General features: G+C 53.5%; 9 protein-coding genes. 7 read left to right on the top strand and 2 right to left on the bottom strand.

Annotated elements, in window-relative coordinates:
- Positions 1-24 precede the first annotated feature (24 nt).
- Together PSE_RS01915 and PSE_RS01910 are read left to right on the top strand one after the other, a co-directional pair.
- A complete protein-coding gene (locus PSE_RS01915) occupies positions 25-1008 on the top strand; it encodes an aldo/keto reductase (protein WP_041767822.1) in 984 nt (327 codons plus the stop codon).
- 627 nt (positions 1009-1635) lie between these two features.
- Entirely contained in the window at positions 1636-2484 is an 849-nt protein-coding gene (locus PSE_RS01910; RefSeq protein ID WP_014283330.1) for a hypothetical protein, read from the top strand.
- Between the two features lie 39 nt (positions 2485-2523).
- Here the strand turns inward: PSE_RS01910 and pap are convergent, their stop codons facing one another.
- Complete coding sequence (gene pap / locus PSE_RS01905; protein WP_014283329.1) at positions 2524-4023, bottom strand: polyphosphate:AMP phosphotransferase; 1500 nt, start codon at positions 4021-4023, stop codon at positions 2524-2526.
- A 323-nt stretch (positions 4024-4346) separates the two neighbouring features.
- Here pap and PSE_RS01900 point away from each other — a divergent pair, with 323 nt between their 5' ends.
- Positions 4347-6350, top strand: a complete 2004-nt coding sequence (locus PSE_RS01900) for a bifunctional DedA family/phosphatase PAP2 family protein (protein WP_014283328.1) — start codon at positions 4347-4349, stop codon at positions 6348-6350.
- Between the two features lie 11 nt (positions 6351-6361).
- On the opposite strand, the gene PSE_RS01895 is transcribed toward PSE_RS01900, so the two are convergent.
- Positions 6362-6679 carry a helix-turn-helix transcriptional regulator gene (locus PSE_RS01895; protein WP_008550373.1) on the bottom strand — a complete coding sequence of 106 codons (318 nt, stop codon included), beginning with the start codon at positions 6677-6679 and terminating at the stop codon, positions 6362-6364.
- Positions 6680-7117: 438 nt separating this feature from the next.
- On the opposite strand from PSE_RS01895, the gene PSE_RS01890 reads away from it, so the two are divergent.
- The 4 genes from PSE_RS01890 to PSE_RS01875 all read left to right on the top strand — a co-directional run bounded on the left by PSE_RS01890 (position 7118) and on the right by PSE_RS01875 (position 12091).
- Positions 7118-8479 (top strand): DEAD/DEAH box helicase, encoded by a 1362-nt coding sequence (locus tag PSE_RS01890; protein ID WP_014283326.1) that lies wholly within the window; start codon positions 7118-7120, stop codon positions 8477-8479.
- A 12-nt stretch (positions 8480-8491) separates the two neighbouring features.
- Entirely contained in the window at positions 8492-9562 is a 1071-nt protein-coding gene (locus PSE_RS01885; RefSeq protein ID WP_014283325.1) for a hypothetical protein, read from the top strand.
- Between the two features lie 74 nt (positions 9563-9636).
- Entirely contained in the window at positions 9637-10137 is a 501-nt protein-coding gene (locus PSE_RS01880; protein ID WP_014283324.1) for an MmcB family DNA repair protein, read from the top strand.
- A 307-nt stretch (positions 10138-10444) separates the two neighbouring features.
- Positions 10445-12091 carry a GMC family oxidoreductase gene (locus tag PSE_RS01875; RefSeq protein ID WP_014283323.1) on the top strand — a complete coding sequence of 549 codons (1647 nt, stop codon included), beginning with the start codon at positions 10445-10447 and terminating at the stop codon, positions 12089-12091.
- Positions 12092-12142: the final 51 nt, after the last annotated feature.

Raw genomic sequence — 12142 nt, 5'->3', positions numbered from 1 at the left:
AGCAGCAACACAAGGAAGATGCTGATGAAAACTCGCCAACTCGGTTCCAAACTCAATGTTTCCATGCTCGGCCTGGGCTGCATGGGAATGAGTGAGTTCTATGGCTCACATGATGACAGCGTATCCTTGCGCGTGATGGCGCGAGCGGTTGAGCTGGGCATCGACTTTTTCGATACAGCAGACATGTACGGCCCTCATCATAATGAGGAGCTGATTGGTCGCTTTTTGAAGGAAACCAAGACGCCGCTGAAAATCGCGACGAAGTTTGGCATCAATCGCAAACCCGGTGAGTACAAGCGAACGATCGAGAATAGCCGGCAATATGCAAGACAGGCTTGTGAAGCTTCTCTGAAGCGTCTGGGGCTTGATTACATCGACCTTTACTACGTTCATCGCGTGAACCCGGAGCAGCCCGTTGAGGATGTGATGAAAGAGCTTTCGTTGCTGGTGGAGGAAGGTAAGATCGGCAATATCGGGCTTTGTGAAGTTAGTGAAAAGACGCTTCGCCGGGCTCATGCCGTTCATCCGATTTCAGCGGTGCAGACAGAGTATTCTCTTTGGTCTCGTGATGTGGAAGAGGCGATCCTGCCGACTTGCCGCGAGCTTGGGATTGGCTTTGTGCCTTACTCGCCCCTGGGCAGAGGCTTTCTGACAGGCAGTTTCAACTCTGGTACGCAGTTTGAAGAAGGTGACTTCCGCGCAAACCTACCGAGGTTCTCCAAAGAAGCGCTGCAGGTGAATGAGGGGATCACCAAGGTTATTGTAGAGGCTGCCGCTCAGAAGCAATGTACGCCTGCGCAGCTCTCTCTGGCTTGGTTGATGGCGAAGGGAGACGATATTGTGCCTATTCCGGGAACGAAGAGATTGCGCTATCTGGAAGAGAACATTGCAGCGACCGAGATTGCGCTTTCTTCAGAGGATGTTGAGACGCTGGAAGCCAAGCTTGCTCTCATTTCAGTTGTCGGCGAACGGTACACACCTGAAGGTATGAAAGGGCTGAATGCCTAGGCAGGCTCATTGAAAGCTGGAAAAACTTATCCCCCTTGGCAAAAGATGGCCCCATACTAATCCTATGCCCACGTGACGGGCAGCTGGCGGACCGTCCGTCAGCATGTCGTGGGCTGGGTGGGGCTGTCAGGAGAGGTAACGCATCTTCTGGCGGTCCGGTGGCACCGATTTTCAGGCGTGACTGCATGGTCTGAGAGGAAGGGCCCAAGCCTGAAGGGCATCACGCAGTGGCATTTGCTGGTCAGAGCAGCACATGCCAAGGGTAGCGGACCTGCTTGCATACGGAAACTTATCTGAGCAAAGCCGCTATCCTTCCGGGAAACCGGCTATCGTGTCTTTCAGGATAAGAGGCGATGTTGGCCATACCAAAATGCCCGGGCAAGGCGCGTAGCCAATGCCGAAGACTCTATTACTAACTCAATGCGCAGGTATTGCCTGCCGCCTTGCCCCTCCCGATTTTCGGGAAATCTAGCTTCACCACTGCATGGGATGCCATGTGGTGCTGTTGGTGTTTATTTTCCCGCTCCAGTGCCATTCAGAACAGCAAAACGCTGCATTTTCCTTCAGTCTGACGAGTAGAGGCAAAGCCCCTGCATGACCAGTTGACCACGTGAAGGAGGGTGGACCATGTCATCTTCAGTTGGTTTGGACACGACACGTATTCATCCGCAGATCTCTTCGGGCGATCTTCAGAGCATCAAAGGCGCATCTGACCGGGAGCATATTGGCAATCCGGCGACGCGGCTCTGGGACAAGGTTGTCGACTGGTTTTGCGGCACTGATCGCGTCAATGCGAAGAAGCTGGTGTTTGATCTGTACTCCCCCAGCGTGACAGATCAGAACAAGGTTAAAGCCTTTGAGCAGCTGCGTGAGATGGCTGGCGCGAACTTTCAGGAGAACTTCAAGGTCTATGACGGTCCGCGTTTTCAGAGCTACAGCGTGTTGGATTTCAAACTGGAGTTTGATGTGCGCAGCCCGGATCCAGACAATGTGGAAGGCACCCTGAAAAACGACATCATGATGGAAGGTGTCAGAATACCTGAGCAGCAAGGCCGCCAGTTTCTGGAGGACTTTAAACGCCGTCAGGAGCGCACGTTCACCTTCGATTCCAAACCAATCGATGACATGAGCTTCTTCGATCAGTTTTCACCGCAGGAGCGTGCCACCGTCTTCGCGGTGTGTCATCAAGGGTTATTTCCGCTGTTATCTGGTCCCGTGATGTGCATGTCAAATCATCAGGAGATGCGGTTTGATATCAGCAAGCCGGGGCCGGATGATTTGCGGATTCAGGCTTACATGGAAAAAGACATTGCTGCGGACGTTGAAAGCGCTGACTACGAACAGATGCAGCAGCAGGTCACGGAGTATGAAGGCGTGAAAAAATCGCTGAAGATTGAAGCGGTGATCGACGTCTGGCGCGGTGGACGGGAGGTTGATCTGGTTTCCGCTGAAGTCCTGTCACAAAACAGCGTGTGACAGGACGTGATTTAACAAAGGCGGGCAAAGAGAGCTGGCTTAGATCTCTTTGTCCTTGTCCTTCTTCTTCATCGCTTTTTCGAGGGCGTTCACGGTGGTTCTGAGCACCTGAATGCGAGCGTAGCGCTTGTCCTCGGAGGAGATCAGCGTCCACGGGGCGTAACGGGTTGAGGTGCGGTCCACCATGTCGCCGGCTGCGATGGCGTATTCGTTCCATTTGAGGCGATTGCGCCAGTCTTCCTCGGTGATCTTGTAGTTCTTGTAGGCGGTTTCTTCGCGAGCCTTGAAGCGGCGCAGTTGCTCTTCTTCAGAGATCGCGAGCCAGAACTTGCAGAGGATGAAGCCGGAATCTGTCAGCTCTTTCTCGAAAGCATTGATTTCGTTGTAGGCGCGCATCCAGTCAGCTTCAGAGCAGAAGCCCTCGACGCGCTCAACCAGCACACGCTCATACCAGGAGCGGTCGAAGATGGCGCTGTGGCCCTTCTTCGGCAGGCGACGCCAGAAACGCCAGAGGTATGGATGCAGCTTTTCTTCCACAGAAGGTGCTGCGATTGGGTGCACCTTGTAGTTCCGCGGGTCCATGGAGCGTGTGAGGCGGCGAATGGAGCCCCCTTTGCCAGCTGCGTCATTGCCCTGGAAGACAGAGATAAAGCCGAACTTTTTGAAGCGCTTGCGGTCTGTCAGGTACGCCATCTTGTCCTGCAGCTCTTCAAGCTCTTCCTTGTACTCCTCCTTGGAGATGGTCGCGGACAGATCAATCGCATCCACCGCATTGGCCTGAGACAGGGTGGTGACAACGGCAGGGGCTGAAACCGGTTTGCCGTTGCCGCTTTCCAGCTTCTTCTTCATGGACTGGGCGATGGTTTCTGCCAGTGCAAGGTCACGAACATCTGGATCCTGTGACGGGATCACGAACCACGGCGCGTAGCCGGTGCTGGTTTGCAAAGAAGCTTTTTCACCTGCGGTCTGAGCTGCGCGATAATGTTCAGCACCGGACCATTCCTCAATGAAGTTGCGGCCTTTTTTGCCTTTAGCTTCGATATCATGCAGGCGCTCCTGCTGCTCTGCCTTGGGCAGGGTGAACCAGAACTTGAGAAGGAGAATGTTCTCGTAGGCGAGCATTTTTTCGAAGCGGTTGATGGCAGACAGCTGGCGTTCCAGCTCTGCGTCATCAATCTTGCCCATAACCGCATCACGCAGAGGTTCCTGATACCAGGAGCCAAACACAATGGAGGTTTCACCGCGTGCAGGCAGATCCCGCCAGTAACGCCAGTAGTTTGGTCGGGCGCTTTCAGACTCGCTGCGCTCTTCATGATAAGCGTTGCAGAACAGGTAACGCGTATCCATCCACTCGTATAAACGGGAGATTGCCGCGCCTTTACCCGAGCCGTCTACACCAGCGAGCAGAATGATCGTTGCGAAAGCTTTGTTCTCTCTCAGCTTATGCTGAACTTCCAACAATTCCTCACGGAGTTCAGGCAGTCTTTTCTGAAGCAGCTCTTTACTGACTGTCTGAGGAATGTTTGCAGACTGAAACATGCAAGTGACCTTCGCATCTGGGGCATGGCGTAAAATGTTATTTTTGCTCATTCGGCTTTGGGCCAAGAATAGCCATTCTGTATTATTGCTTAAAGAGCTAAACGATGTTTTTCGTCACCAGAATTAACGTATGGGTCTGATTAGTGGGACTATTATGCTTTTTGCAGGGAATAGGGCTTGTTATTTCCCTTTCAAAGGGCCAGATGCCTGCATATAAATGTAACAGAATGCGCACCATATTTTGGTCACCTTGGCACGATGTATACATTTTCAGTGGTCACCCAGCGATCTAAGTAATTTAAGAAAGAGCTAGAGACTTTTCAGTGAACGTCGATTTCGTCACCACATTCCTCAACCACATTGTTGATTTCATTGCAGCAAATCCGGCTTTTGCTGGCCTTATCTGTTTTATCGTCGCAATGGGTGAAGCGCTCTTTCTGATCGGGCTGGTGTTTCCGAGCACGGTTGTTCTGGTGGGGGCTGGTACGCTTATCGGCCTTGGTGAACTGCCATTTCTGAGTATCTTTTTATGGACGACTGCAGGCGCCGTAACGGGCGACGCGTTTTCCTACTGGTTTGGTTACTTTTACAAAGACAAAGTACGGGGAATCTGGCCTTTGAGCCGTTATCCGGACTGGCTGAAGCGCGGTGAAGATTACTTTGCCAAACACGGCGGCAAGAGCATCTTTATTGGCCGTTTTGTGCCGGGTGTGAAATCTGTTGTGCCGGGCATTGCCGGTATGGCGGACATGAGTTTTGGCCGCTTTACCTTCTTCAACGTAACCTCTGCGTTTGCCTGGGCTGCACTGCATCTGGTGCCGGGCGTGATGGCTGGTTCCGCACTGTTTGCGATTGGTGAGATCAACACCCGCCTCGCCATTATCCTTGGCGGATTGCTGCTGGTTCTTCTGATCGCCGTGGCGATTATCCGCTGGCTGATCATGTTTATTCTGCCGATTGTTGGTGGTTCGCATCAGGCAATCGTCAACTGGTTTGGCCGTCGTCCTGACCGCTTTAGCCAATGGGTTGCGCGGACATACGATCCTGAGAACCCACGCAGTGTGGGCATGCTGGTCTCTGCGTTCTTCCTGCTGGTGACGCTGCCGGGCTTTATCTGGTTTACCGGTGCAGTCGCTCCGGGCATGCCGATGGCGCGAGCGGACCTTGCAATCAGTAACTTCTTCCAGATCGCGCGGACGCCAATCATCGATAAGATTATGGTCATGATCACCATGATGGGTGATGGCACGGTGACTGCGACCGTTACGCTCGCCGTGGGCATTTATCTGTTTGGCCGCAAAGCATGGCGCCGCGCAACGGGCTTTGTGATTGCAATTGTCAGCTCCTCGATCTTCGTGGTCATCACCAAGGCGTTGATTGGCCGGGATCGTCCGATTGAGCTGTATTCCGGCGCTGATGCGTTCTCATTCCCATCCGGGCACGCCACCATCAATACGGTTCTGATTGGCGTGATCGCTGTTCTGGTGGCCCATGAACGCTCTCGTCTGAGCAAGACGATCATCTATTCTGTTGCAGCAACCTTCGCGATCCTGATCGGGTTCTCACGGGTTTATCTGGGCGCGCACTGGCTTTCAGATGTGCTGGCAGGCCTGCTGTTTGGCTCTGGTACCGTATTTTTCTTCTCGTTCGTCTTTGGGCACATTCACAATGAGAAGGTGGGCAGAACGGCTCTGACAATCATATCGCTGTGCGCATTGGCGATCGCCTCCACGTGGCACATCAGCCAGAACTATTCGACGGCAGCTGAGGCCTATGAGCCGCGCAGCGAGTCCGTTGTGATCCAGAAATCCAGCTGGCGCATGCAGGATTGGCGCTTGCTGCCTGCCAAGCGTGTTTCCATTACAGGTGAGCTGGAAGAGCCGATTACGCTGCAGTGGTCCGGCACGCCGGAACAGCTGGAGCAGGAGCTGACCAAGCTTGGTTGGCGGAAAGCACCGGAATGGTCCTTCCCGACAGCGACCGGATACCTGAAAGGGGAAACCCCAGCAGGCGAGCTGCCACCAGTACCGCATACCAATGCCGGATTCCTGCCTGCGCTGACGATGGTTTACGAAAGCGATCAGGACCACCGGCAGGTGTTCTGGCTTTGGGAAACACGCTTCAAGCTCTCCGATGTAAACGGAGACATTTCCCATCTGTATATTGGTGGCGCGCTGGACGAAGAAACCGTCCGCCTGTTTGGTGAGTTCTCAGGTCTGAAGTCCGAGGATGAAATTCCGGTAGATCTTCATATGTTCAACCAGCTACCAAATGCAGAAGAGAAACGCAGGTGGGACGGTAGCTCTGTGGTTATCGCGGGGCCTTAAGGCAGGCCCTGCTATGCTTCTTCCTGAGGAGCGCAGTAAAGACCGTAAAGAGTTTGCAGAACGGATTCCACTTCGGCGCTGGCCAGAGAATAATAGATTGTCTGAGCACTGCGACGGGTGGAGACCAGATTGCTGGCACGCATCTTGGCAAGATGTTGTGAAAGTGCGGACTGGCTTAGATTCACAGCTTCTGCAAGTTCACCTACAGTACATTCGCTCTGAACAAGTCGACACAACACCATCAGGCGCTTGGGATGCGCCATGTTAGCAAGAAGCCGGGCAGCTTCCTCAGCGTTTTCTTCTAAGTCTTCAAAATTTGCATCAATCAAAGCTCGAACCCTAATCTTTAATGTTATTAGCAGCAGGCCAGTTTTAGGATAATGGCCATAAAAGCAGCATCATTTTTCTTGGTACCCATACATAAAGAAGAACATGAAACATGCAAGTAGCTGGACTGCTCTAACCGGAATTGTCGCCCTTTTCTTATCAGGACAACCAGAATATTATGCTCCCCGGCAATAATTCTAGCATAATGTGGCGGGTCTATGTTAATAGCCCGATCAAACCACGCCCCAGAGACTATTCCAGTAAAATTAACTGATACAGCGTGCTGCTGTGCTGGATTTCTCGAAGGCAAACTTCTTCAAGCTTGTTTCACGCATCTGCTTAATTGAGGAACGGATTTCACGTTTCAGAGGACTGCGGGAAGCACATGACGAAATCAGCAGAACCGGAAACGGATACTCTGCTTATCTGAGAGATCACCGTTGACCGATTTTGACAAACTTGGTGTTGCAAAACCATTTCAGATCGCCCTGAAATCTAAAGGCTATAGCGAGCCAACACCTATTCAGGAAAACGCAATTCCCTACATTCTGGATGGTAAGGACCTGCTTGGCCTTGCTCAGACCGGAACGGGTAAAACCGCCGCTTTCGCAGTGCCGCTTCTTCAGCGCTTGCTTGAGAGCCGGTATCGCGCGGCGCCGAAGAGCGTGCGCAGCCTTATTCTGACGCCTACCCGCGAGCTGGCGGACCAGATTACAAAGAACATCAAGGCCTATGCGGGCCGCACCAAGATGTACACCAGCTGTGTTGTGGGCGGTGTGCCGTTTCCTCCGCAGTTCCGCGCGTTGCAGCGTGGTCTGGATGTGCTGGTGGCAACGCCGGGCCGTTTGCTGGACCTGCACCGCAAGAACGGTGTCAGCTTTGATGAGTTGGAAATCTTCGTTCTGGATGAAGCAGACCAGATGCTGGATTTGGGCTTTATCGCAGAGCTGGAAGAGATCGCTTATCTGCTGCCAAAGAAGCGTCAGACCCTGTTCTTCTCCGCGACCATGCCGCGTGAGATCCGCGATCTGTCAGAACGCTTTTTGACCAACCCGGTTGAGGTGACCACCGCTCCACCAGCGACCACGGTTGAGACTGTGACACAGCAGATTGCGCATCTGGAGAAAGATGCCAAGTTCCCGCTGCTGAAAGAGCTTCTGGAGAAGGACGAGTGCGAGCGCGCACTGGTGTTTACTCTGACCAAGAAGGGCAGTGCCCGCCTTGCGGCCCGCCTGAATGCAGATGGAGTGCCTGCTGAGGCGATCCATGGCGACATGTCTCAGGCAGAACGCCAGAAGACGCTGGACAAGTTCAAGCGAGGTAAGCTGAAGACCCTTGTGGCGACCGATGTTGCAGCTCGCGGGATTGATGTTTCCGACATTTCCCACGTGATCAACTTCGACATGCCGAACGCGACGGAGAACTACGTTCACCGTATTGGCCGTACAGCGCGTGCGGGCAAGAGCGGAACGGCAATCACCTTCTGCTTACCGGAAGATCGCGGCATGCTGCGTGCCATTCAGAAGCTGATTGGCAAGAAGATCGCGGAGATGGATGGTTTCACCTTCTTCCCGTCTGACCGTGAGCCGAAAAGCGCGCGCAGCAATGCGCAGGTGGCTGGTAAGCGTGCGAAGGGCAGTGGTCCACGTAAAGGGCCGGGCAGTGGCAAGTTTGCGCAGAAGCCGAAAGGCAAACCTGCTGGCAAAAAGTCTCCTCCTCGTCGTTCACCGAGCAAGTCTTCCGACAACGCATCTGCTCCGGCTGGTGACACCGGTGGTTACCTGAAGCGTAAGAAGTCCTAAGCCCATCCGCTGATGCTGGACTTAGCTGAGCGACCAGGTGTGTCTTCACGCGGGTTGGAGGTGAAACTCCAATCCGGTGGCCGCAGCGGTGTGCTGGTGGTGGTGTTCTCGCAAGTTCGCATTCCTTCCGGCAAGTTCGGACTGGAGCGACTGTTTGCCAAGACACAGCATGCCTGCGTTTTTCTGAATGATACCGCTTCACAATGGTACCTTGATGCGGAGCGAGAGATTGATCAGGCAATCGACCTTACTATCGCTCAGGAGCAACCTGAACGGATCATCTATTACGGCGCTTCCATGGGGGCTTATGGAGTGCTGATCACGGGGTTACGTCGGCAGGATGGCGAGATCTATGCCTTTTCGCCTGAGCTGGAACTGGGCACAACAGGCACGCAGAGCGCTGAGTATCTAGCGCGGCCTGCACCGGAAAAGCTGGAGTTGCTGGATCGCTTAGCAGGAGATCTGAAGCATCCGGTGCATCTGCTGTTCGGGATGTTTGATTGGGTCGATACCTGCGGTTACCTCGCGGTTCAACGCTTTGCCAAGAACGGAAACCTGAACTGTTACGGGATTGCAGGGCCACACGCGCTGCATGACCAGCTTTATTCGCTCAACACCATCCGCCAGCTGATCAAAACATTCCAGCGGAACCTGGCTGAGCTTCTTGCGGATAAGAACCTGCTGTATTCGCAAAGCCTTACAGATTGCGAGACATTTGCTCGGCTGGGACATGCGTTGGCCTGTGGTGAGGCTCCTTCTTTGGAAGCCTCAGAGGCATTGCGGAGCAATCCGGGATATGGGGTGCTTGAGGCAGAGCGGCTTGCTTTACATGGGAAGCCTCATGAAGGAGCGGATCTGCTTCGGGAGTGGCATAATACCCTTCACGAAGATGCGGTGATGAGGACGGCTCCCAAGCGCTGGCGGAAGATGTTTTTGATGCGAGCTGCGGAGCTGTATCTGCAAGCCGGACAAGCATCGGAAGCTCGTGATGTTATGGCAGACTGCATCAGGTTGTTCCCGCTTGACGAGAACATGCGAGAATTAGCAGGTCAGTTGAATATCGCAGTGCCTGCCCCTTACTAAAGATCCCTCTAATCTCCGATTGAATTTGTCTGACAGCTTGCTAATATCACAAAGAACAAAGTGGGAACGATTTCATGGAATTTGTGAAGGGCTCAAATCGCGTTCAACTTGATGATCCTCTGGTCGATGGTCGTCAGTCTGATCGCGCATTGAAAATCCAGCGTGGGGTGCAGCGATATTTGCGCGTTCTGGGTCATACGAGCCTTCCTGAAGTCACGCTTGCATCGGGACGGCGGGCTGATCTGGTGGTGCTTGGCAAGAAGTCAGAGATCTGGATTATCGAGATCAAGTCATCCATTGAGGACTTCAAAACCGACAACAAGTGGCATGAGTATCGCGATTACTGCGATCGCCTGTTCTTTGCGACCAGCCCTGATGTTCCGCAGGAGATCTTTCCGGAGGAGACCGGGTTCATTCTGGCGGATGATTACATGGCTGAGATTATCCGCGAAGCGCCGGAGCACAAGCTTTCAGCGGCCACCCGCAAAGCCGTGATTTTGCGATTTGCGCAAGCTGCTGCAAACCGACTGCATGATTTGACTGATCCAAACCAGAGAAACCTGCGGCGGGGATAAGCTGGGGAAGAAATTCAGCAAGCCTCTGTGTTTCAATGAGTTTTTCAGCGAACACACTACGAGAAGTTGCAGGCCTTACATACTCACCAGAATGTTCAGGTTTCCGTTTAGGGAAAGGCTCACTAACATCAGACAATAAAACAGCTCGCCGCATTCAGGCGAGTGCGAAGCTCTTGTTTTGAGGCGTGTTCTCAACTGAGAACCGGGAGAACTTCTCAGGAGTACGCCAAAGACAACTTTTGCTGCTGCATTTTCGAAGGAGGAGAGGGCTTTCGGAAGTGTGTATTTGTTTCTGGGGAGGGGCACAATGGATTTTGATTATGTGATTGTTGGAGGTGGCTCGGCGGGATGCGTGCTAGCAGCTCGCCTTTCTGAAGACCCTTCAATTTCTGTTTGCCTGCTGGAGGCTGGTGGAGAGGGCAAATCCGTTCTGGTGCGCGCGCCGCTTGGTATCGCGGCAATGGTTTCGGCAAAGCCGTTTGCGATCAACAACTGGGCCTTCGATTCTGTTCCGCAGACCGAGCTGAATGACCGCACGACATTCCATCCGCGCGGCAAGGCGCTGGGCGGTTCCAGCGCGATCAATGCGCAGCTTTATATTCGCGGCCAAAAAGAAGACTACGACGGCTGGGTCGAGAAAGGCGCAGACGGCTGGTCATTTGATGAGGTACTGCCTTACTTCAAAAAGTCGGAGAGCAACCAACGTGGTGAAAGCTCCATGCATGGGGCTAACGGACCTTTGCAGGTCTCTGAGCAACGCTCTCCTCTGCCAATCTCTCACGCCTTTCTTGCCGCCGCCGAAGGGCGGCAAATCAAACGGAACAACGACTTTAACAGCGGTGATCAGGAAGGCGTTGGGCTTTATCAGGTCACGCAGTTCCATCAAGACGACAAGAAAGGCGAACGCTGCTCAGCGGCTGCGGCCTATCTTCATCCTGTCATGGATCGGCCAAACCTGACCGTTATCACGCATGCTCGCAGCACGCGGGTGTTGTTTGAGGGTAAGAAGGCCGTTGGTGTTGAGTACAAGCAGAAACGCAAGTTGGCGGTGGTCAAGGCGAAGCGGGAAACGATTGTTTCTGCAGGCGCTTTCCAATCTCCTCAGCTGCTAATGCTTTCTGGCATTGGGCCTGCTGATGAGCTGGCGAAACACAACATTCCGGTGCTGCATGATCTGCCGGGTGTTGGCAAGAACCTGCAGGACCATCTGGATTACACCATCAGCTATCGCTCCAACAAAACGGATATGCTGGGGTTGGGGCTGAAGCCGGGTATTCAGCTGTTCAAGGAGATTATGCGCTGGCGGAAAGATGGATCGGGCATGATTGCCTCACCTGCGGCAGAAGGTGGCGCCTTCCTGAAAACCAGCCCTGAACTGGATCGCCCGGATGTTCAGCTGCATTTTGTCATTTCCATCATCGATGATCATGGCCGCAAGCTCTATGGCGGTTATGGATTTGGCTGTCACGTTTGCGTTTTGCGTCCGAAATCAACGGGTGAAGTGGGGCTGAACTCAGCTGATCCTATGGATGCACCACGGATCGATCCGAAGTATCTGGCGGATCAGGAAGATCTGGATGTTCTGGTAAAGGGTATTCGCATGACGCGGGATATCCTGGAAGGGCCCGAGCTCTCTGAGTATCGGGAGGATATGATCCACGATTTTGGTCGCGACGAGCACAGCATCAAACAAGCAGTGCGGGAGCGGGCCGAGACAATCTATCATCCGGTTGGCACTTGCAAGATGGGCACGGACGAGATGTCCGTGGTTGGGCCTGACCTTAAAGTGCATGGGGTTGAAGGGCTTCGCGTGATTGATGCTTCTGTCATGCCTTCCCTGATCTCCGGCAACACCAATGCGCCAACAATCATGATTGCCGAGAAGGCATCCGACATGATCCTGGGCAAACAGCCGCTTGGTGCTGAGCGCGAAACCGAGCAGGTGTCTGCCTAAACAACAAAAGGCCGGTACGATTGCACCGGCCTTTTAAAAATCATTTCAGTC

The organism is Pseudovibrio sp. FO-BEG1 (assembly GCF_000236645.1).
GTDB lineage: Bacteria > Pseudomonadota > Alphaproteobacteria > Rhizobiales > Stappiaceae > Pseudovibrio.
Note: the sequence above shows the minus strand (reverse complement) of the source record. Positions and strands in the feature narration are given on the sequence as shown.